Annotated in this window: 19 protein-coding genes and 2 riboswitches; of the genes, 4 read left to right on the top strand and 15 right to left on the bottom strand. The window is 34.4% G+C overall.

Going from position 1 to position 23,360, the window contains the following annotated elements; translation table 11 throughout:
• The 10 genes from RYX56_RS12675 to RYX56_RS12630 all read right to left on the bottom strand — a co-directional run bounded on the left by RYX56_RS12675 (position 1) and on the right by RYX56_RS12630 (position 9,358).
• Positions 1-1,125 carry a cobalt-precorrin 5A hydrolase gene (locus RYX56_RS12675; RefSeq protein WP_317122416.1) on the bottom strand — a complete coding sequence of 375 codons (1,125 nt, stop codon included), beginning with the start codon at positions 1,123-1,125 and terminating at the stop codon, positions 1-3.
• On the bottom strand, positions 1,122-1,895 hold the full coding sequence (cobM, locus tag RYX56_RS12670) for a precorrin-4 C(11)-methyltransferase (RefSeq protein WP_317122415.1): 774 nt from the start codon (positions 1,893-1,895) through the stop codon (positions 1,122-1,124). Before cobM ends, RYX56_RS12675 begins: the two co-directional genes overlap by 4 nt.
• Complete coding sequence (cobI, locus tag RYX56_RS12665; RefSeq protein WP_317122414.1) at positions 1,895-2,596, bottom strand: precorrin-2 C(20)-methyltransferase; 702 nt, start codon at positions 2,594-2,596, stop codon at positions 1,895-1,897. Before cobI ends, cobM begins: the two co-directional genes overlap by 1 nt.
• Complete coding sequence (gene cbiE, locus RYX56_RS12660) at positions 2,596-3,807, bottom strand: precorrin-6y C5,15-methyltransferase (decarboxylating) subunit CbiE (protein ID WP_317122830.1); 1,212 nt, start codon at positions 3,805-3,807, stop codon at positions 2,596-2,598. Before cbiE ends, cobI begins: the two co-directional genes overlap by 1 nt.
• Entirely contained in the window at positions 3,797-4,912 is a 1,116-nt protein-coding gene (locus RYX56_RS12655) for a cobalt-precorrin-5B (C(1))-methyltransferase (protein ID WP_317122413.1), read from the bottom strand. The genes cbiE and RYX56_RS12655 overlap by 11 nt, the downstream gene beginning before the upstream one ends.
• 2 nt (positions 4,913-4,914) lie before the next feature.
• Complete coding sequence (locus RYX56_RS12650; RefSeq protein WP_317122412.1) at positions 4,915-5,562, bottom strand: precorrin-8X methylmutase; 648 nt, start codon at positions 5,560-5,562, stop codon at positions 4,915-4,917.
• A 21-nt stretch (positions 5,563-5,583) separates the two neighbouring features.
• Positions 5,584-6,354 (bottom strand): precorrin-6A reductase, encoded by a 771-nt coding sequence (cobK, locus tag RYX56_RS12645; protein WP_317122411.1) that lies wholly within the window; start codon positions 6,352-6,354, stop codon positions 5,584-5,586.
• A gap of 5 nt (positions 6,355-6,359) precedes the next feature.
• Positions 6,360-7,244 carry a sirohydrochlorin chelatase gene (locus RYX56_RS12640; RefSeq protein WP_317122410.1) on the bottom strand — a complete coding sequence of 295 codons (885 nt, stop codon included), beginning with the start codon at positions 7,242-7,244 and terminating at the stop codon, positions 6,360-6,362.
• A 21-nt stretch (positions 7,245-7,265) separates the two neighbouring features.
• Complete coding sequence (cobJ, locus tag RYX56_RS12635) at positions 7,266-8,849, bottom strand: precorrin-3B C(17)-methyltransferase (protein ID WP_439108495.1); 1,584 nt, start codon at positions 8,847-8,849, stop codon at positions 7,266-7,268.
• A 119-nt stretch (positions 8,850-8,968) separates the two neighbouring features.
• A complete protein-coding gene (locus RYX56_RS12630; protein ID WP_317122408.1) occupies positions 8,969-9,358 on the bottom strand; it encodes a (2Fe-2S) ferredoxin domain-containing protein in 390 nt (129 codons plus the stop codon).
• Positions 9,359-9,474: 116 nt separating this feature from the next.
• Positions 9,475-9,658: riboswitch (cobalamin riboswitch) on the bottom strand.
• A gap of 114 nt (positions 9,659-9,772) precedes the next feature.
• A riboswitch (cobalamin riboswitch) is annotated at positions 9,773-9,963 on the bottom strand.
• 141 nt (positions 9,964-10,104) lie between these two features.
• Here RYX56_RS12630 and RYX56_RS12625 point away from each other — a divergent pair.
• A complete protein-coding gene (locus tag RYX56_RS12625; protein WP_317122407.1) occupies positions 10,105-10,647 on the top strand; it encodes a cysteine hydrolase family protein in 543 nt (180 codons plus the stop codon).
• A 177-nt stretch (positions 10,648-10,824) separates the two neighbouring features.
• The gene (locus RYX56_RS12620) at positions 10,825-11,235 is read left to right on the top strand and encodes a site-specific integrase (protein ID WP_317122406.1); all 411 of its coding nucleotides are present in this window, start codon (positions 10,825-10,827) and stop codon (positions 11,233-11,235) included.
• A 907-nt stretch (positions 11,236-12,142) separates the two neighbouring features.
• Here RYX56_RS12620 and RYX56_RS12615 read toward each other — a convergent pair.
• The 5 genes from RYX56_RS12615 to RYX56_RS12595 all read right to left on the bottom strand — a co-directional run bounded on the left by RYX56_RS12615 (position 12,143) and on the right by RYX56_RS12595 (position 21,942).
• Positions 12,143-12,811 carry a 4'-phosphopantetheinyl transferase family protein gene (locus RYX56_RS12615; RefSeq protein WP_317122405.1) on the bottom strand — a complete coding sequence of 223 codons (669 nt, stop codon included), beginning with the start codon at positions 12,809-12,811 and terminating at the stop codon, positions 12,143-12,145.
• 82 nt (positions 12,812-12,893) lie between these two features.
• Positions 12,894-18,650: a non-ribosomal peptide synthetase gene (locus RYX56_RS12610; RefSeq protein WP_317122404.1), complete on the bottom strand. Its 5,757-nt coding sequence runs from the start codon at positions 18,648-18,650 to the stop codon at positions 12,894-12,896.
• A complete protein-coding gene (locus tag RYX56_RS12605) occupies positions 18,650-20,005 on the bottom strand; it encodes a tryptophanase (protein WP_317122403.1) in 1,356 nt (451 codons plus the stop codon). The genes RYX56_RS12610 and RYX56_RS12605 overlap by 1 nt, the downstream gene beginning before the upstream one ends.
• Positions 20,006-20,025: 20 nt before the next feature.
• Positions 20,026-20,952 (bottom strand): DMT family transporter, encoded by a 927-nt coding sequence (locus RYX56_RS12600; protein ID WP_439108491.1) that lies wholly within the window; start codon positions 20,950-20,952, stop codon positions 20,026-20,028.
• A 150-nt stretch (positions 20,953-21,102) separates the two neighbouring features.
• Positions 21,103-21,942 (bottom strand): MBL fold metallo-hydrolase, encoded by an 840-nt coding sequence (locus RYX56_RS12595; RefSeq protein ID WP_317122401.1) that lies wholly within the window; start codon positions 21,940-21,942, stop codon positions 21,103-21,105.
• 220 nt (positions 21,943-22,162) lie between these two features.
• Between RYX56_RS12595 and RYX56_RS12590 the strand changes: the two genes are divergently transcribed.
• On the top strand, positions 22,163-23,038 hold the full coding sequence (locus RYX56_RS12590) for a helix-turn-helix domain-containing protein (RefSeq protein ID WP_317122400.1): 876 nt from the start codon (positions 22,163-22,165) through the stop codon (positions 23,036-23,038).
• A gap of 130 nt (positions 23,039-23,168) precedes the next feature.
• The coding region (locus tag RYX56_RS12585) for a hypothetical protein (protein ID WP_317122399.1) at positions 23,169-23,360 on the top strand (192 nt) is incomplete at its 3' end.

Genomic DNA, 23,360 nt, shown 5'->3' with positions numbered 1-23,360 from the left:
CTAGTACGGAATTATAGCAACTGAAATCGTTACATTTCCTGATTTTTTCTTAATAAGAGAAAGCGTTTTTGCGCCACTGTATAACATAGCAGCTGGTTCACTAACACCATATGCACCTGTAAATTTGTATACTGTTTCAGAAGGGTCCTGAATTGACATGCGGTTTAATTCTTTTGCCGAATAACAAATAAATTCCCAGTTGTATTTATGAGCCACGGCAAGGAGACCTTCTTCGTCCTTTTTTAAATCGATTGAGCAAATTGCCTTGACACTTTTTATTGAAAATTTCAATTCATTTAGTGTTTGTTGGATAACTTGTTCAATTTCTTCGGTAGAGGTACCTCTATTACATCCAACTCCCAGAACAATGACCTTTGGCCGATATAAAACACCATTTTTAAGTATATCTTTTTCTGTGTTTTTTAAATTTCGGTGGGTCACAACTAATGCTGCTCTCGGTTTTGCTTTCATTGCATCCTCAATCGTCGAGTAAACCTTAATCGACTCAGGGAGGGGGTGTTTATAATGCCACCATTCCTTTTCACCTGACTCTTGAACCACTGCAACTTGTTCTTCATTCACAACTGAGGCGCTTACAGGTGTTAAGTTCTTAGCAGATTCCCACTCCCAACCAAATCGACTCCCAAATAAATCAACTGCAATCGTTTGTTGCACATCTGATGCTGTTGTAATGACAGGTTTAGCGTCAAGTATGTTAGCTACTTCCTTCGTTAATTCATTAGCCCCACCAAGATGCCCGGATAATACACTAATGACATGTTCACCTTTATCATCTATAACTAGGACAGCCGGATCCGTTTTTTTGTCTTTTAAAATTGGAGCAATCATTCGGACAACCGCGCCTAGGGAAACAATCATGATAATTCCTTTATATGATTGGAAAAGGGACGGTAACAAAAGGCGTACATTCCCTTCAAATAATTGGATGTGACGTCTATGTTCATCTCCTCTTTCAAATTTACTCATATAGAACAAATCTGATTGATGGAATTTTGAATTTAAGTCTCGAGCTAGTTCTACGCCATGTTTAGTGATCGCGACGATTGCAAAACTCCCTTTTCTATCAAGTTCTACCTTCTTTCCTTCCTCTAAAACGAGTGTCATGGCTTCACACCTTTTCGAAATCCATGAGTAAATTCTTTATCATATAGCTTTGATTTAAATTCCTTATCATGGATATTTTTATCTAATGCCCAACCAGCTAAAATCATAGCTTGTTTTCGAATCCCGTTTACACGCATATCCTCATCCAAGTGTTCCAGTGTAGAGCGAACAATTTTTTGGTCTGGCCAAGTTGCTTTATATACCACCCCTACTGGGGTATCCTTGCTCCAACCTGCAGTTAAAAACTCTTTTACAATTTTCTTCGTCAAAGTTGCACTTAAAAACAAAGCGACTGTACAATTATGCTTTGCTAAGTCGCTTAACTTCTCCGCTTCAGGAACAGGAGTTCGCCCTTCTGCACGAGTAAGGATAACGGTTTGAGTTAAATCAGGAATCGTTAACTCAGCACCTAGTGCAGCTGCAGAAGCAAAGACTGAGCTAACACCGGGGATAATTTCTATACTTACTTCTTGCTTATTCAAAATGGATATTTGTTCCATTATCGCACCATAAACTGCGGGATCCCCCGTATGAACACGCACAACTCGCTTTCCTTCTTTCAGGCGCTCAACCATTACTTGCACCATTTCTTCAAGATGCATCCCAGCCGTTTTAATAATTTCTGCTTCTGAGTTTGCTTGTTCTATTAAAGCTTCACTAACAAGTGAATCAGCATACAAAACAACATCTGCCTCTTTCAGTTTTTTTAAGCCCTTTACTGTTATAAGGTCTGGGTCTCCAGGTCCTGCTCCAATAATTGTTATCTGCATTATTTTCTCACCACCATTAGAGTTAAATATTCTAGTTCAGCTCGGTCTAGTTCGTGAATATCCCAAACGATTTCTTCATCAGAAGTTACCTTTGTCACAACTGAGGCTTTATCTAGCAAATCTAGCTCGCTTAATACTTCAAGCATTAAATCTATAACTTTAGCTACTTTAATAAAAACGACACAATCGTTTTCAATAAGAACTTTTTTCATTGCTTCATAGTCAGCCCTCGCTGGTACTATAGCTACATGATCATCCCCTTCAGCTAAGGCTATACCAAGTCTTGAAGCAGCACCATTAACTGAGGATATGCCTGGAACTGTTTGGATTTTCACTTCAGGATGACGCATTTTCACTAGTTTCATCATGTGGATAAATGTACTGTATAAAAGAGGATCCCCTTCTGTAACAAAGGCCACATCCTTCCCCATTTTAAGGTGCTCCCACACTTGATCAACTGTATTGGACCATTCACGCTCTAAAATAGTAGGATCTTTTGTCATCGGAAATACAAGACCTAGCATTTCTTTTTCTTCTGGTTTTATGTAAACATCAATAATTCGATGAGCATAGCTTTTGCTACCCTTTCTTTTTTTCGGATACGCAACGACATCTGACTCTTTGAGCTTGCGAAATGCTTTAATTGTGAGTAATTCCGGATCTCCTGGACCGACTCCTAAACCATACAAAGTTCCAGTCATTATGATTCTCCTTTCTTATGTTGAGCTGTGATTATATATATAGGGTTTAAAGCATCAAAACGTGTTAAATTTAAAATCGGTTTGCTCCTTGAAATTTGAGCAAGTGTAATCGTTGTCTCAAGTCCGTTTCGCTTAAACCCTTCTACTGCTTGCATTAAGTTTTCTATCGTAACGGCATTTAAAACAATTCTTCCACCTTCTTTTAAGCGAGAACAACAGGCCTCTAAAATATCCCCCATATTTCCTGCCGTTCCTCCAATGAAGACTGCATCTGGGTCAGGGAATGTATGTAAGTGATCTGGTGCTTTCCCATGAATAGCAATAAAATCCGTTCGAAATTTAACTTGATTTAAATAACAGTTTTCTAAATCATGTTCGTTCTTTTCAATGGCATATACTTGTCCTTTTTTTGCAATGAGACAGGCTTCAATTGCAACTGAGCCAGTACATGTACCGATGTCCCATATAATGCTATTCTCGTTTAGATTTAACGCCATAAGACTAAGACTTCTAATTTCCTTTTTCGTAAGCAGTCCTTTTTCAGGTTTCCTTTGATGGAATTCATCATCCTCAATGCCAAAACTCCAGGTTTTAACTGCCTCTACCTTTTTAAGAATTACCACATTAAGAGGAGAAAACTCCATTTTTTCCATCTCTACAAGTTCATAGTAGCCACAACGTTCGTTTTCTCCCCCAAGATTTTCAGCAACAAATGCACGGTATTCGTTTACTTCGTATGACCGCATGTAGCGGGCGATTTCCGCAGGGGTGTTTTTTTCATCTGTTAAAAGTACTATTTTTTCCCTACCATTTATTCGTTGGACCAAGCCTTGGATACTTCTTCCATGAACACTCGTTACATAAGCATCCTGCCACCCTTCATTCATGCGGGCAAATGCAAGTTGAATTGAGCTCAAATATGGATAGATTTCAATATCTAATTTTTTTCCTAAATAGCTGCCAATCCCATAAAACAATGGATCTCCAGAGGCTAATATAACCACCTTCCGTGATTCCTTATGTAAATCATCTACAAGCTCTTTTAGTCCTCCCTTAATCACCCTTTTTTCTCCAGGATAATCACTAAATGATTTTAGTAGTCTTTCTCCACCTACTAATAAATCACTTTCGTAAATGTATTTTTCATAGAGAGGAAGGAGACCTTGTTTTCCTTCATCACCTATTCCAATGACCTTAATCTTATGCTCTATCATCTTTTCCTGCCTTCCCAAGAAATGTACCCTTCATCGAGTACAAACTTGTTTCAATCAAGATTCCACCTCGCACCTCTTTTAACCCTGCGGTGCAGCAATAGTTACAGAGAATGGTAAAGAAATCATCATAGCCATTTGTAAGCATTAAATCACCTACTTGTGAAGCTGTATTCGCTCCCCTCACTTCTTCAATTAAACTTTGATCCGTTACCCCGGCTTCACATGCCACACTCGTTAAAAAGTTGAAATCAACAGGTGCGCTTTTGGAGTGAACCATCATCACACCCTGAGCAACTTTTGAAAATTTTCCCATCATTCCCACAAGTGAGACCTTTTTTACACCTTGCTTTTTGCATTGTTTTAAAGTAAAGCCAACAAAATCCCCCATTTCAATAAAGGCTTCTTCCGGAAGTTCTGGATATTGTTGAATGCCATACTTTTCGCTCCTTCCTCCTGTAGAAATCACGACATGTTCACACCCACTTGCCCTAGCAACACTTACCGCTTGAACAATACTTGCCATATAAGCGGAACTAGAAAAAGGAATCACGGTCCCCCTTGTCCCAAGAATTGATATGCCACCAATGATTCCAAGACGTTTGTTTAACGTTTTTTCCGCCATCTTTTCTCCAGCAGGTACTGAAATGATAATTGTAATCCCCTTTTTGATTCCATATAATTGAAGGATCTCTTCAGCAGTTTCACAAATCATTTTTCTAGGCACTGGATTAATTGCTGCTTCTCCTACTGGCACAGGGAGGCCTTCTTTCGTGACACGCCCAACTCCAACTCCTCCGTCTAAATGAATTCCAGGTTTCAAAGACCAGCAAACTTTTGCCTGAATCAAGGCACCATGCGTGGCATCTGGGTCATCCCCTGCATCTTTAATCGTTTCTGCTTCAGCAAAATCAGAACCAATGTGACATTTTTCCATCTCGAAGGTGGCAAATTTCCCAATTGGCAAGTAAATTGTAGATTCTAGTTGCTCTTCTCGTGTGATGAGAGCAACTAGTGCTGCCTTTGTTGTAGCTGTAGCACACGCCCCAGTTGTATAACCAGAACGCATCTCTTTCTTATCTTTCTTCTTTACTTTCGCTTCCATTTTTATGCCTTTTCAGCTAAGAGGGATATTGCATTCAAAGCCGCAACTGTAACCGTACTACCGCCTTTTCTACCAACATTTGTAATGAAAGGCACATCCAGCTTTGCTAATTCTTCCTTTGATTCAGGTGCTGATACAAACCCAACCGGAAGACCAATTACTAAACTAGGCTTTGCATACCCTTCCTTAATCAATCGAATTAACTCAAGTAATGCAGTAGGTGCATTTCCAATTGCAAAAATGCCCCCCTCAAATTGTTGAATTGCTTTTCTTACAGAAATGATTGCGCGAGTTGTATTTAACCTTTTTGCTTCTTTCATTACATCTTCATCCGAAATATAAACGTTCACACTTCCCCCATGTTTTTCAATCCTTCCTTTGCTAACCCCGCTTACAATCATTTGAACATCCGCATAGACTTGTTCACCATTCCTAATGGCTTTGATCCCTGCTTGTATTGCTTTTTCATGAATAAGCATGCTATGACCAAGTTCAAAATCGGCTGAGGCATGAACGACTCGTTGCACAATTTTATATTGCTCTTCTGTAAACGAATGCTCACCAAATTCTTCGTCAATCATATTGAAGCTCATGCCTTCAATCTCCTGTGGCTGTACTGTTAAAGGTTTAAAATCTGTAAGAAAGTCCATTTTATTTTCCTCCGTTCGTTATTATCTCTCTACTAATAAATTTTTGATATGTGCTAACACACCGGAAAAATCTGAGTAAAGATTTTTATAATCAACTTTTGGTCTTTTAATCATAATTGTTTCAATACCAAGCTCTATTGCTGCTTCAACTTTCTCATCGACTGATCCAACTTTTCCACTTTCCTTTGTAATCATTGTGGTTACACCATATTGCTGATAAAGGACTTTATTAAACTCCTTTGTAAAAGGTCCTTGAATAGCTACAATATCTTTTTGTGGAAAACCTAATCGTTCACACTTTTCCATATTATCTTTGCGAGGAAGCATCCGAGCAATTACCCGAATATCAGGTTGATGCAACAGTATCTCGGTAAAGATTTGAAGAGTTTTGCTTCCAGTCGTTAGCATAATGACTCCTTTTTTTTCAAAAGCTTGTTGTGCTGCAATAGCATAGCTATCCACCTTTGTGATACCTTTACCGTCATGAGATTGTTTTTCACGTTCATATCGAATATAAGAAATTCCAGCTTCAGTTGCAGCGTTTAACGCATTCAGACTTGCTTCTTCTGCAAATGGATGACTGGCATCAACAATGGCTTGAAATCTTTGTTTTTTGATCATCCTTACAAAATCTTCTTTTTTTAATCGTCCAACATAAACATCAAGTCCAGCCTTTTTCAATTCGATCGCTGCATTATCCGTAACAACTGTTGTAACCAAAGAATGTCCTTCATTCTTAAGTAATATTGCTAATTCTCTTGCATCACTTGTGCCAGCTAAAAAGAGAATCATAGCTTCTAAACCTCTTGGTGTTGGTGGTCATGATGATGGTCGTGATCATGGTCATGGTCATGATCGTGATGATGGTGGTGATCAATATGTTCCATCGCCTCGATTCGGTACTGACACGTATCGCAGTTCATTTTAACCTCACCTTGGAGTGCCTCTTCAATTCGATCTTTAATAATCGTTTGTAATTTCCTATGAAAACCAAAATAGCCTGCTAGTTTAAATTCAATGCCTGAATACTCCTGTTCAAACTCTTCAACCATCGTTTCTAGGCGTTTGATTAATATGCCTGTAAATAAGAAATATGGTAAGATAACGATTTTTTTGGCCCCCAGTTTAATACATCGTTCAACACCTTCTTTAATAAGTGGATCAGTTACTCCCATAAAGGCAGGTTCTACTAACTTATAATCGAGCTTTTCCCACAGCAAGCGAGTAATTTTATACAAATCACCATTAGCATCCGGGTCACTACCACCTCGACCTAATAAAAGTATTGCTGTACTAGGGTCCGCATTTGCTAAATTTTCCCCTACTTCCACTAGGCGATCTTTACAGATTTCCATTGTTTCCTCGTGGATGCCAAAAGGTCTTCCATAAATGAATTGCACTTGAGGATATTTCTTTTTTGCCTCATCAATTGCGGCTGGGATATGAATTTTTGAGTGCCCAGCAGCGAGTAGCATAAGCGGAATTACAAACACGCTTTGTGCCCCTTTTTCTACACATGATTGAATGCCTTGTTCTATTGTTGGTTTGGCAAATTCTAAATAACAAGTTTCAATTAATAGACTTGGATCTAACTGAGTAGATAGTTCCTCTATCATTTTCCTAACTTGTTCATTTCCTTCAGGATCTCTACTTCCATGTCCTACTAGTAAAATTGCTCTCATTTTATTCTCCCCTTATGATTATTAATCTCCGCATGGAGCCGGCTCAATTTCAATTTTGGGTGTCATGTCTTTGTATGTATAATTTCGAATCTTGCCAACACGTTTAAAGTACTTAAACAAGCGTTCGTTAGGGTGACCCTTTTCTTTATATTCATATATAATCTTTTCAATAACATCCACGATTTGATCAGGCTCAATGCCTTCGGCTACCGGTTGACCAGCATGAGCAGTACGCCCAACTGTCTTTGCACCTAAAAACAGATCAAATTTTCCTTTTCTAAAAATTACACCAATGTCATCATTCACTGCTCCATAACAAGCCATCCCACAACCATTAAACCCAACTTTCAGCTCTTTTGGCAGTTCAAGTCCACTAAGCTTTTCATGGATCTCTTCTGCGTAAGTAATGGAATCTTTTTTCTCACCATCACAGAAATCACAAGCTTTCAGTTGAAAAACATCTCCAAGTGGTTCAAGAATAAATCCTGCCTCTGTTAGTTTTTCTGTAATAATTTCAGGCTGAGAGGTCGGGATTCGCAAATGGATTTGATGATGTGGTGTATATTCCATTTTCCCTTCATCTCCAACAACTTCTGCCAAAGTAATCATTTGTTTGGGAGTAAAATGCTTATTGGCTACTCCAGGACTTATTGCAAACTCAAATACAGAGACAACGGGATGATGAACCGTCGTTGTATGTTGAATTTTATTAGAATCACCTCTTACTTTATTCAAAGCCTCCAAAGCTAACTCTAAAGAAGTCTCTTCAGGTACTAATTCTTCCGTTGTTGCGGAAACTTCTATTTCTCGTTCGCCATCTTTTTTTCCTTGATGGAGTGCCCAAGGTTCATTTTCGTTTCGTAAGCGTTCATGAGGTTTTAAACGTTGTTCTGTTGTATCTAACGTATATTTCCTTTGATATCCTCTAGGAGTAATCATTTTTTCATCATAAAGAAAAGTAGATGAATTCCCTATGACAACTGTTGTAAGCATTCCAATATCATGATCTAACATATTTTCAAGATCTGTGATCACTACATGTTGACGTTCACGAAAAGCACTTTTCACTAGACCGACTGGCGTTTGGGGCGATCGGTATTCGAGGAGGATTCTCTGAGCTTCTTGAATCTGTCTTGTTCTTCGTCCACTTTTAGGATTGTATAAACTAATAACAAAATCTGCTTGTGCTGCCGCATCAATTCTTTTTTCAATGAGTGTCCATGGAGTAAGGTGATCACTTAAACTTATCGTACATGCATCGTGCATAATCGGGGCACCTAATAAAGAGGCACAAGAGTTACTCGCAGAAACTCCTGGTATTACTTCTACACTCACACCAGTTGCTTCTGACCATCCTTTTTCAATTAGCACCTCATAGACGAGTCCAGCCATCCCGTAGACCCCAGCATCTCCACTAGAAATAACCGCTACTGTTTTTCCTTCTTCAGCAAGGCGAACAGCTGCTTGGGCACGACTTACTTCTTCTGACATTCCTGTGCTAATAATCTCTTGATCTGTTAATAACCCTTTAATGAGATCGACATATGTTTTATATCCAATGATGCAGTGACTCTCTTGAATTGCAGTTAGTGCCCTATTTGTCATATGATCAAAACTACCAGGCCCGAATCCAATAACCAGTAATTTACCTAGCACTTTACATCCCTCCTTATATCCAACAAGCTAAACATCCGTATTTAATCATCAAATGTAAGCCGTTTCATCTAACTCTTTGCTCCTTCCAATTCAACTTTAGATATACCCTTAATACATTTATCTGTGTTGATTGCTTTCATTTCATCATTATCAAAGCTGTAAATTAGAGAATCTTTCAAGTTAACTGTTGAATCTTGATGACTCTTTATAAGAGACCTCCCTACTTCACTTGAAGTAACTGAATACCAGTTTCCTTCAGGGTAGACAACAACCACACATGCATCTTTACAACGTCCATTACACCTAGTTCTCGATGTATGAATTTGTTGATCTAGTTCCCTAATTTTAATCTCATCTCGTATCGCTAACGTAATTTCTTCACCTTCTTTTCGCATACAACTTGAGCCATTACAAATCAATACATGCTTTTTTGTACCATTCAAATTCCAAGTAGTCATATCCTCACTCCTAATTTCAAAAAAATAAAAATACACCCCTAGGTAGAGGTGCATTAAACGCCATACTTATAATAAGCAGCATCTATTACACTTCTCTACCTATGACCCGTAGGTATTGAAGAAAAAAAATCAAGGCAGGTTTCCTGACTTGGGTTCATCATTTCATTGTGTCTTCCCGAATTACCAGTGACCTTCATACAATGAAACTTCCCCTTACAGTGGCGGGACCGTGACGGATTTACACCGTGCTTCCCTTTTAAGCATAACGAAAAATTATGCACCTTGTTTTAACTTGTGATAGAAAATAAAAAAACCTTAGCTTCATTTTCGAAGTTAAGGTAGGTAGGCATGTCCAAAGTAGAGTTCTACTTACAAGAACTCTAATATGATCATCCCACATCCTCCCTCCGAAGATTGGATACAATATTAAAAGCAGGTTTCCTGGCTTGTGTCTAAATCTTACTCATGTCCCTTCCTAGAGTAGAATACTCCAGTGGTTTGACATTTTCATCAACACTTACAGTAGCGGGGGCTGCATCAGACTTTAACTGATTTCCCTATTATCCCAAAACAATATCTTGGGCACTTTTAATATACTGTCTATTAAACTATGATTTATTATATATGGCAACCATTATTTTAATTCATCTGTTTTTTTAAAAAGTTAAAAATTTATTATTATTTTTCTTTTTTACTTTGAAACTTGTATATTCTTATACTATATAAAATTTTAAGAGGTGAAGAAAATGACAACAGCTATATTAGTGATTGATATTCAAAATGACTATTTCCCAAATGGAAAGATGGCTTTAACAAACCCTGAGCAAGCAGCACAAAATACGGCTAAACTGCTTTCACACTTCAGAGAAACAGGCGCACCAGTCTTTCATGTACAGCATATCACAGAAGGTGAAGTCGTTCCTTTTTTCCATCCAAATACAGAAGGTGTCGAAATTCATGAGTCAGTACGCCCAATAGAAGGCGAGACAGTCATTGAAAAACATATGCCGAATAGCTTCTTCAATACAAACTTAAATGAAAAACTACAAGAGCAAGGGGTTAAAGAATTAATCGTTTGCGGTATGATGTCTCATATGTGTATTGATGCAACAGTACGTGCAGCAGTTGAACAAGGATATACATGCCAAGTGATTGAAGATGCTTGTGCAAACACAACATTACAAATTGAAGATAAAATCATTCCCGCTGATCATGTTCATTACGCATTTATGGCCGCATTAAATGGCATCTATGCAACAGTGAAAACAACAGAGGCATTTTTAAAATAAAAGAGATTCTTTTGGGACTATAATGTCTTTATCTTTACAAGAATGATGTTTTCAATAACTTAATAAAGGGTGCCCAGAACAAATAACTTCGGGACACCCTTTATTCATTATACTTAATTTTGTTGTTGGGAACTCTTAAACATTTATCATTCTTTAAAAGACAAAACTTCAAATCCTTTGTTATATGTTGAGGTCATTATATTTATTTTTAGCCAACTCAAACGATATAAGCAAATAAAAAATAGAGAAAGACTACGCGCAGGAGACACTTGGGAAGGGGAGGATCGCTATTTATTATTTAGCACAGACCTAGGGAAACCAATGCATCCATCAAGCATTACTTCATGGTGGAGTAAAAGACTAAAAAAATATGAGCTGCCACACATTACGTTTCATCAACTTCGCCATACGTCAGCTACTTTACTTATCAACCAAGGTGTTCATATGAAAACAATTAGTACTCGTTTAGGACATTCAAAAATTGGAACAACTATAGACATATATGGACATGCCCTAGAAAGTGCTGACGAAGCAGCAGATAATCATTTTGATAATTTATTTGAACAAAACAAAAAAGAACAAGCCTAAGCCTGTTCCATATGATTTAATATGATTTAGTTTGAATTAATTTGCCACCAATCTGCCACCAATCTGCCACCAATTCATCAGTACTACTCCAAAAAAAAATTCCTGTTATACAAAAAAAGCCCTCTATACCAAGGACTTTTCTCGTTCTGTTATAATGACCCGTACTGGGCTCGAACCAGTGACCTCCACCCTGTCAAGGTGGAGGCACTAGTTCACTTAAGTTACTTTAAGTACATACAGCCTATCTTAGTAGACGTTTTAAAGGGTGATTAATATTTCTATTTCACTTTACAAAACTTAAATTACTTAATTGTGTGATCAAAATGTGATCACGTTTTCACTACTAATATCTTATCTACTTATAATGCGTTGTCAAAATGCCGTAATAAAAATTATCCTAATTGACCTCTTCACTGCCAGAGTAGGGATAGCAAAACGATCAAGAGGAAAGTAGTGTTTTAAGGCTATTTAAGTGCTAATTTTAACTGTAACAAGTAACTTTAAAACACTTTAATTTATTTGTTTTTATTAAGTCTGTGATCAAATTGTGATCACAGACTTTTAACAATACGTATGGTCACTTACTTGGTTCCTCTTTTTAATGTAAGTTTTCGTATCCCCCATTCTAATGCAGATTCTGACTCAATAAATATCCTCTCTTACATGTATCACACTTAATTTTATATAAATTATTTAATTCGCTATCAAAACGTTATCAGATAGCACCGTGCTTTTGTTCATATGTCTTTGTAGGGGGAAGGGTTCTTATTTTGTTCAAATAGAAAGGGATCTACTAATAACTTGGCATTTAATTTTTCAAATTCCTCCAATAATAATTATTGTTTATTATCATTACCTGTAGTTGCTACACTTAAAGTAGCTTACTTTCTTTATCTTATCTACTTATTTAAATAATATTGCTATGTTCCATTAATTTGACATGTGTATTAAAATGTTCTTTCTTTGTACATAATGAAACCACATAATTTTCATCAAATGAGATTTGTTTGAATTTGAAATTAGTGTCATAGTCAAATAAGTTTGATTCTAAATTCCATTTTTTATCTACTTTATTAAAAGTGAGTTCGTGTAAGGGGACTGACAACCCTATTCCTAAAGCTTTTAGATAACACTCCTTCAAGGTCCATATCTTAAATAACCTATCAATACTATTCGGTTTTTCTTCAATATATCTTCTTTCAATGTCTGAGAGCATATTGCTTAAATAATGTGGCTCTAGAGGGTAAATATACTCAATATCTATCCCAATTTCTTCATTATCTATAACACATACTACCCAACCTGTTGAGTATGAGATATTGAATTTTAAATCCAATATATTTTTAAGATAGGGTTTCCCAAAATCATCTGTGTTTATTTCTATTTCTGAGGTTTTAATATTAAAAGTATCACTGATTAATTTTCTAATCATTAATTCACCCATGAGCATTCCATTTGCACGGTTTATATTCCCCATCCTAATAACCCTATCAAATTTCTTTTTAGATATTTTCTTTTCAAAATATTTAATGCCATACCTTGAAATTATATCAGTAACTTTCATAGCAAAAATCATCTTACTTCACATTGCCTCCTCTATAATATAAGAATAATGAAAAGCCTCATTTAAGAGGCTTTCCCCAATGTTTCTTATTTACTTACTTTTTCATAAAATTATTAATGTGATTACTTAACATTTGACTAAACATACTGGTATTTGGTTCTTGGAAGATAGAATCATGATCACCATTTACTTTGAAATAGCGAATTGGATTTAAGCAATAATGTTGCCAATTTTCTTTGTCAGGTATTTCATAATCTTTTGCTCCATAATAAATAACTTCTGCTTTCAATTTCCTTTCAGGTAAATAAATGTCCCTCATACTAACTAGACTTCTAACACTATTCATGGATTTGATATTCTCTATAATGGATCCGTTACTTTCTTTTATTTCAATTATTTGACTTAACTGAGATAAGGCTATATCGTTCTCCGTTATAATTCTATAAAACTCTTCCCATAATTCATAAATATTGTTAAAGTTTTGTTTTTGCATCTTATCTTCAATTCCTAATGACAAAAGTAGCGCTCTAACATAAATTGTTTCTTCCTCAAGCAACTTTTCTGCGTCAAGAGGCTTATCAGTTTGAGGATTAGGCGGTTCCGAGCTCGCTAAAGCAATAAAGATCTCATTCTCACCTTGCGCTTCTAATCTATTTGCAATTTCGAACGCGATAGTTCCTCCTATACAAGTTCCAAAGATATAATATGGCCCCTCTTTTTGAATACTTTTAATTTGATCAGCATATAATTTTGCGAGCTCACCCGCTGATATAAATTCCCTACTAATACTGCTTTGTGTATTCTTTTGAATTCCAATGCAATTGAAATCTAATATACCTTTCCTACAAAGTTCAGCATAAGTGTCTGCTTTACCGTTACCACCATGTATAAAAAATATATTTTTATCTTTACTTCCTTCTTTCAAGATAACGGTTTCTTTAAAATTAGTTTGACTACCTAAATACAAGTCTTGTTCAATTTTTTCTGCCAATTTTTTAATAGTACTATTTCTGTAGACATCTAAGAATTCCAAATGTGTATCAAAAGTTTTATTAATTTCTGAAACTAGTAATGTGACTTTTAATGAATGTCCTCCTAACTCAAAAAAGTCATTATAAATACCAACGTCATTTAAGTTTAAATTATTACACCAGATTTTTTGCAATTTAATTTCTGTAGGTGTGCTCGGCGATACGAAGCTGATACCTGTATTAATATTCTGTTTTGGATTTGGTAATGCTTTATGGTCTAACTTCCCATTAGTAGTAAGAGGCCATTTATCAACTTGGACAAAATAAGATGGTATCATATGGCTAGGTAGCTCATTATATAAAGTTGATCTCATTTGAGAAGTGTTTAATGTTTGGTTACTGGAGAAATAAGCACATAGAGCTTTTTCTCCATTCTCATCTTTCACCACTATTACAGCTACATCTCCAATTAATGAGTTCTTATTTATCTTATCTTCGATCTCAGCAAGCTCTATTCTGAAACCTCTTATCTTAACTTGATGGTCTTCACGTCCCAGATATTCCATTTCACCATTCTCTAAGTGCCGCACAACATCACCCGATTTATATAATATTTCTTCAGGGTTAAATGGGCTCTTAATAAATCTCTCATTAGTTAATGCTTTGTTATTATGATAGCCTCTCGTAACTCCGGCTCCTCCTACATACAATTCCCCGGATACTCCTACTGGAACAAGTTTTTTATTTTTATCTAAAATATAAGTTTTTAATGTTGAGATAGATTGACCAATATTACTCTTAATGTGCTCCAGATCCTCGTCTCTCAGCTCTTTAAATGTTACATGCACCGTGGTTTCAGTTATCCCATACATATTAATCAATTTGATATAAGGATATTTATCCTTCCAATCCTTTAGTTTTTGCGGATTTAGTGCTTCTCCACCAAACACAATGTACCTTAACCTCAAACCTAGTTCTAGATTATTTTTATCACTTTCAATTAGTGAGTAAAAAGCAGAAGGGGTTTGATTGAGGACAGTAATCTCCTCTTCAACTAATAAACTCATAAAGTCTTTTGAATTTTGGGCAGTGATTTGAGGAACTACCACTAAACTTCCTCCGTATAACAAAGCACCATACATTTCCCAAACTGAAAAATCAAAGCAATATGAATGAAACATCGTCCATCTGTCATCCTCAGAAAACTCAAACTCTATATCATCATTTAATAGTAAGCTAATAACATTCCTATGTTCTACCATGACTCCTTTCGGATTACCCGTTGACCCTGATGTATAAATTATATATGCCAAATTATGAGATGATACATCACTTTCAAAATTACACTCATTAGTACTGTAGTTTTGATTATTCTCCATATCAATAATAATTCCGCTAAAATTAAAATCATTAGGTAGATTCGAATTTAAAAGGAGTACACTCGCTGCTGAATCATTAAGAATATAATTAATTCTTTCACTAGGATATTTAGGATCTATAGGCACATAAGCTCCACCTGCTTTTAAAATAGCCATCATACCCACAATCATATCTATAGAGCGATCCGACACTAGGGCAACAAGCGTATCAGCTTTCACACCTTTTTCACGAAGTGTTCTAGCTAACATATTAGCTCTTCTATTTAATTCACTATATGTCACAGATTCACCGTTATATCGAACAGCTTCCTTATTTGGGAATTTTAACACAATATTTTCAAATGCTTTATTTAGAGTTAAATTCTCTGCATAAGTCGCTATAGGTTTACTTCCAATTATTTCTTCCTTATCTTTTATAGATAATAGATCTATTTCTCCAATAGGTATCATTGGTTTATTTGAAACAATATCTAGAATATTTAATAAATGCCTTGCCATTCTTTTGATAGTCCTGTGCTTAAATATATTTGTATTAAAGTTAAATTCAAATTCAATACCATCATTATTTGGTGTTGCTATTAGTGAGATATCAAATTTACTACTATAAGTAGGGATAAAATTAGACTTATACTCAGTTCCAGCAATATTTAGAACAAATTCGTCCATATTTTGACATGAGAAGGTAGTATCAAAAAGAGGGTTTCTACTAATATCTCTTTCAATCCTTAACTCTTCCATCAACAAGTCTATCTGATAATCATCACTTTCTAATCCTGATATAGAAACTTCTTTCACATCTTTTAACAATTCATTAAAACTGATACTGCTTTTAGGGTAACAACGTAGAGGTAATGTGTTTACAAACATACCAATAAGGCTATCACTACCTTTACCCTTACGTCCTGCTACAGGGGTTCCGATTATTATATCTTCTTGTGAAGTATACTTGGCCAATAATACATAGTAAGCCGAAAGTAAAAACATATTTAATGTAATACCATTTTCGAGATTTTTTTCAATTGCACTCTTTTTGTCACTGTTCATTGAGAAAACAAATCTATCACCCTCAAAAGATAATTGTTTAGGTCTCATAAAATCAGTTGGAAGGTTTAGTATGGGAACTTCACCGCGATACATCTCTAACCAAAATTTCTCTTGTTCTCTTCTTTTATTGGTGTCGATTAAGAAGTCATTTTGTCTTACATTATCTTTGAATTGATAATCTAAAAGAACTAAATTCTCACCATTTATGAGACTGCTTAGCTCATTTAATAAGATATTTTTGGATACCCCATCAAACACTATGTGATGAAGGTCCAATAAAAGCAGTTTGTGCTCGGACTTATCTGTAAATTCAAGTAGAGAGGCCCTAATAAGAGGAGATGTATTTAGATCAAAAGGCTTTACAAAATCACCTAAATATTCAGCAAAGTTATCCTTTCTTACTTTAAATGATTTTATATCAATCTTTAATTCACTATGAACTTTCTGATATACTTCCCCATCTGTTAGAGTAAAAGATGATCTTAATATTTCATGTCTTTCAATTATAATGTTTAACACTTTGCTAATTTTAGAAGCTTCCAATTCGCTCGGAATCTTAATGTAAAATGGATTATTATAACTTTTTTTAAGGTCATATAGTTTGTTTAATACGTATAACCTTTTTTGGTTAGCTGACACTTTAAAATATTCTTTTTCTTCTTTAAGATGTGGTTCTTCACTTAGAATAACTACATTCTTGCTATTAATAATTTTCAGGAGTTCTTCGGTCGTTGGGTGTTCAAAGATTTCTCTTAATGTCACCTGTACACTGAATCTTTCTCTAATTTTTTCTTTTAAAATGGCCGCTTTTAACGAATGACCACCTAAATGAAAGAAATTACATTTTACACCTATCTTATTATTAGCTAGCAGATCTCTAAAGATAGAAATTAGCTTCTTCTCATCGTTTGTTTTCGCTTCTATTATTTCGGATGAATCATCTTCAATTGTAGGGTTTGGTAATGAATGACGATCAATCTTCCCATTTATACCAATCGGTAGTTTTTTCATTTTAACAATATAATCTGGCACCATATATTTAGGTAATTCTTGATTTAAATAAGTCCTTACAGCCGCTTCACTTAATTCTTCACTGACCATATATGCTACTATATATAAATCACCGTTCTCTCGCTCTCTTGTAACAACAATTGCTTCGCCAATACCACTATGATCTAACAACTTAGCTTCAATTTCATTTAGCTCTATCCTGTGTCCTCGTATCTTTACTTGAAAATCGATTCTACCTAAATATTCAATATAACCATTTTCTAATATTCGGCCTAAGTCCCCTGTTCTATAATACTTCTGCGAGTCCTTGCTTCTAAAAAATTTTTCTTCAGTTAATTCAGGTGCATTAATATATCCTCTAGAGAGACCTAATCCTGACACGCAGATTTCTCCAACGTCACCTTTCTTCACTACATTATTATTTTCATCTAAAAGAATAACGTTATTATTATCTATCGGGACACCTATTAAATGTATTTTATCCGCTGTAACATCTCTACAAATTGTTGTTGTAACACTATTTTCAGTTGGGCCATATTCATTTATCAATTCAGTATTTGAGTTAAGCTTTTTAGTATAGATTAAATGATTTAAACCTAATTTTTCTCCCCCGAGTGTAACTCTTTTAAGAGATTTAACATCTGATTTTTTTAATATATTTAATAAAGAAGAATATAAAGTAGGGACCATAAACAAAGTTGTTATTTTTTGCTCTGAAATAATTCGACGTAATGCATAAGGATCTTTTGCCTCTTCCTCGCTTACAATTACAACGGTGGACCCAGATATTAAAGGGGTCAATAAACTAGTAACAAAGCCATCGAATGAAAAAGAAAATGTTTGCAATATTCTATCATCACTATTTAGACCATATTCATTCTTTCGCCATTGTAAGGTGTTACAAATAGCTGCATGTTCAATCATTACACCCTTAGGTTTACCAGTTGTCCCTGAAGTATAAATAATATATGCAAGGTTCTTAGGCTTAATTTCCCTGTTAAGGTTTCCAGTTTCTTCGTTAAAGATAAGTTCTTCTATATTAATAACTTTTTGTATATTGGATTTGTTAGTCTCACCTTTCGTGACTAAGTATTTCAGATTACTATTAATATATAAGTACTCTTTTCTGCTGTCAGGATGTAGAGGATCTATAGGTAAATATGCAGCACCGGCTTTCAATATCCCTAAGATAACTATCACCATTTCAATAGATCTTTCCATCTCAACTCCGATAACCTCTTCTTCTTTTAATCCCAATTGATCTAAATATGAAGCAACTTGATTGGCTTTTTGATTAAGCTCATTATATGTAATTTTAGTTTCATTAAAAATTAAGCTTGTATTTTCTGGTTTTTTTTCTACTTGTTCTTCAAACAATTTACATATATTCACATTACTCTTTATACTTTCTAATTTTTCATTACGCGTTAAAATTTTTACACTCATTACTGTGTCACCTCATTTACAAGTTTAGGCTCATAATCACATAACAAATTTTCAATTATTCCCTCTACTTTTGCATCAGTTGATTGGATATAATCTATCCAATGTTGCTCAGAATTTATAACTTCAGCCACAGACTCTCCAATATAATCTATATGAGACTCAACAAACAGCCTATGCGGTATAGCTAATCTTATTAACTTAGTAGTTGAACCGTTTATTTTGGGGGTTTCCGCTCCTACTCTTATACCTTTCTTTAGATATAACAGGTTTTGAAATGACAATTGAATGTTTGTTATATTAGTTTTCTCAAATGAAATATTATCTAGATTTATCCATACTCCATGACCAGAATGTGGTTTAAGTACTGGCACCCCCTTGTTAAGTAGAATATTATATAACCTAATCGTTTGATTAAATCGATAGGTCATATGATTCTCATTGTATATTGCCTCTTTTATGCCTTGTAGCAGTACTTCTTGATCAGAACCTGTAATCTCTTGGCCACTTACTAAATTAAAATCTGAGACCTTTCTGAATAAGACCTCATCCCTAAGACCTGCCATCCCTCCATTTTTGGTCAAAAAATCTTTTTTAAAGCTCATTACGCAACCGTGGGAGTAGTTACAAATCTCGGTAATAATTTCGTGAATTAATTTTTCTTCATAACCCTTTTCGTACATTTGTATGAATTTCGCATTTTCTAAAATACGTGTCCCATCTAAAATTAAAGGAATATTATAGACGTCCGCCAGTTCATAAACTTGTTTTAGATTATCTAGTGATATAGGGTATCCACCGAGTGCATTAGAACACATCTCAATATTGATGTACGCTACTTTTTTAGTTTTAAGAAAGTGAGAACATTTATCCAAATCTATGTTCCCTTTAAAAATATTAGTATCTTCCAGATTATTACATGATGAAACACTTACAGGGATACCCCCAGAAGAAATCTGATGGTGCTGAGAAGTAGAGAAGGTCATATTACCTAAGATATGATCATCTTTATTTATAATAAATTGATTAAAAGATTGTTCAGCAGCACGACCTTGGGTAAATAAAGAGATGAATTGATAACCAAAGATTTTCGAAATAGTATTAATTAATCTTTCATATGATTCCCCCATAGTAATTGGTGCATCATCTCCTAATAGATAAGAAGATGATTGCATATTACTCACCGAACTGTTCCCACTATCTGTAAATAAATCAAATGCGATATCTTTTGGCTTAACTTTAAAGATGTTATATCCCGCTTTCTTTAAACAATCTGCTCTCTCTTCATAAGTTAAATTTGGTATTGCTTTTACAGTACTCATAATATATGGGGCGTAAATTTCTTTATATTCGCTCATAATATCCTCCATTTTTCTACTTATCTGTTCATTGGTGTTTCACTCTTAATTAATAAAGACTTCTTTTTAAATTTTAAATTTAAGTTAATTAGCATAACCCCTGCAATCACAAAAATACTACCTACATATACTCCAATATTTAATTGTTCATTAAGGAATAGCGAACCTATATATAAGGCGATAATTGGAGATATATAAAGATGGGCCGTTGCCTTAGATATATGCCATTTTTTTAGAAGGTACATGTTAATAGCAAAACCAATCATTGAACCTACAACCGCTAAGTAAAGTAATGAAATAAGGCTTATACCTCCGAAACTCCTACTTCCAGTTTCAAACAACAAACTTGAGATTGTTAATAGAGCGCCTCCACTCAACATTGCAAAGCAAGTAAAGTTTATAATAGGGAAATGATTAAGTTTTTTCTTAACACTTACTGTAATAATTGCAGAGCCCAGCATTGCTAATAGAATCAGAAACATAGAAATCACTTCAAAAGTAGTTACTTCTACATACATTTGATTACTAAATACGATTGCTATGCCTAGAAACGCAGCTATAGTCCCTAAGATTTGAGAAGGGGATGGAATGCTTCGAATTACCATACTGCTAACAATTAGAGCAAATACTGAAATACTTGCTGCTAGCACAGATATTAATCCTGTAGGTAGGTGTAAGGAAGACCAATAAATCACACCAAAAGGAATTGTAAAATACATCATTCCATAAAGAAATGAAACAATCAGCAGCTCCTTCTTTACTGTTACTTTTTTTAGTAACAATAAAATGACAAGAATGACTGACCCTGCTATAACAAACCTCATTCCTGCAGACCATAATGGCAAACTTCCTTCTAAACCTACCTTTTGAAATGCCCATGTAGTTCCACCGATCAAACATTGAAATAAAAACAAAATATAGAGATAGTTAGCCTTCAAAGCTTTCACCTTCTTTGTAATTTATAAAATATAATGATAATTATATATTACATATAAAATATACACAATAATTATTTATAGACAAATAAAAAAACCGCTTATTACATATTCAGTAACAAACGGTTTTTATATAAGCCCTAAAGATTATGCTATTTCTTTTCACTCAAATTTCAACTTTAAACCTACCCCTACCTCTTTTAAGTTAGCAACTCTAGAAAGAGCTATTTTAGAGTTTAAATCTGTGCAATGACTAGCATGTAAACTGGTAGGTTTAATTTCACTTATATAGTTACAAGTATTTATCAATTGATTCTCGGTTGGATTTAACAAATGAAATCCGCCGATGATATCTAATATTCTATCTTCCCCACACACTTCTTTGGCGTATTCTATAATGTTACAAATCCCTGAATGCGCACATCCTACTATTATAACTAAACCTTCTTTTGCTCTGTACACCAAGGCTGTATCGTCAAGAATATGATCATCATATTCCTCATTATCGGTAGATACTTTTCCAATTATCTCATGACCTTCGTAATCAAATTTCCTTTTAACCTCTCCTAGAAAAACTAATTTATCTGATATCCAATATGGTTCTCTAGATAATAAAACTTTAAAACTCTTTTTAAGCTTGTTGTATGATAAAAGACTTCCTAACTCCCCAGCTTCATCGTGCAGCTTACTCTCAAAGGTAATTGGGTGCCCGATTATCTTAGGGAATACCACTCCCTCTTTCATATTCTTAGCTTCCATATAAAGCTTAAATAGGTCTGCCATCCCCCATGTATGGTCTGGATGTCCATGAGAAAAGGAAATAAAATCTAAGTCAGTTAAGTCAATTCCCATTTTATGTGCATTTTTAATAAATGCATCACTATAGCCTGTATCGAATAAAATTCGATTATTACCTTCTTGTATAAAAATTGATAAAGCTGGTTCGCCGATGTAATAATTGTCAATTAAAGTATTATTATCCACTAATATTCTTAGTTCCATTAGCTCATCTCCTTAAAAATAATTAAAACCCACTTGACCAATAGGTGAAATATAATTAATTTAATATTATAGACCTTTGTATATTATTATATTTTTATTTAATTAAAATCAATATCTAATTAATAAATTGGGAATTAGTAATCATGAGAAATTCAAATCAGATATAGCGACTTTGAATATCTCATTGCCGTGAAAAAATTAATTTTTCAGGAGGTACAGCTTGAACAATAATATTGGTGAGAGAATTAAAAGAAGACGAATGGAAGTTGGAATAACACAGAAAGATTTATCGGAAGGTATCTGTACACAGGCACAAATTAGTAATATAGAAAAAGGATTACTTAAGAATCCATCTAGTACATTACTTTATGAAATAAGTAAAAAATTAAAGGTAAGCTTAAATTATTTTTTTGAAGATAATGTTAGTCACACGAGTAAAGAATTTGAAGAAATACAAAATATGATTAATCAACTAAAAACAGAAAGAAACTATTCCTCAATTAGATATATAGTTGAGAATGAGTTAACTAACAATGCTAGTGAATATGGTAATTATGAGATTCGTTATTTAAACTGGCACAAGGGAATATGCAATTACTATCTTAATAATGATTTAGATAATAGTATTAAACTTTTAAAAGACCAATTGAATTCCTATAAAACAGTATCTTCTCGAGATAGTCTTTTGACAGCTGAAATTAAAACGAGTATAGCTGTTATCTTGCAGGAAGCAAAACTATTTCAAGAGGCTCTAAATTATTATAATGACGCAAGTAACGATATAAATTTATTAAATACAGAAGATTTGTTTAAAGTAAGAGTAAAAATACTTTTTGGCCTTGCTCAAACTTACACTTATTTAGATCAGTTCAAAGACTCTATAGCTTACGGTTTAAGGGCTATTACTATATGCAACCAAAATTATTCAACCTATCTTCTCGCCGACCTCCATTATCAAATAGGTTATAACTACTTAAGGTTACAAAAAAAAGAAGAAGGGATGGAATATATTAATATAGCCCTTTGCATATATAAAGTACAAGGGAATACAAAAATGATCAATATAGTTAATGAACAGATTTCTCTTTTTAGTTAATAGAAACGGAATAGAGAAATAATAATATTTATGATAAGCAATAAAATATATTGAATAATTATATAAATTCCTTTAAAATATAGAAGTGTTAAATATTTCAAGTACAAATTTATATTTTAAGGAGAGCATCATGAAAAAATTTCTAAAAGCTACATTACTAAGTTTCGGGATATTAGCTTCGACGTATTTTTTGGCAGAAACATCAAATCATAACACGGAGAATGGGCAGACCGCTCAAGACTTAAATAATATTCCTGGTCATCATTCCATTGCTTTTGATCTCTATAATATCCCTGGTCACCATTCTATCGCTTATGACCTT

This window comes from Alkalihalophilus lindianensis (genome assembly GCF_032843265.1).
Classification (GTDB): domain Bacteria; phylum Bacillota; class Bacilli; order Bacillales; family Bacillaceae_D; genus Alkalihalophilus; species Alkalihalophilus lindianensis.
The sequence above is the reverse complement of the archived record's forward strand: the minus strand, read 5'-3'. Positions and strand labels throughout refer to the sequence as shown.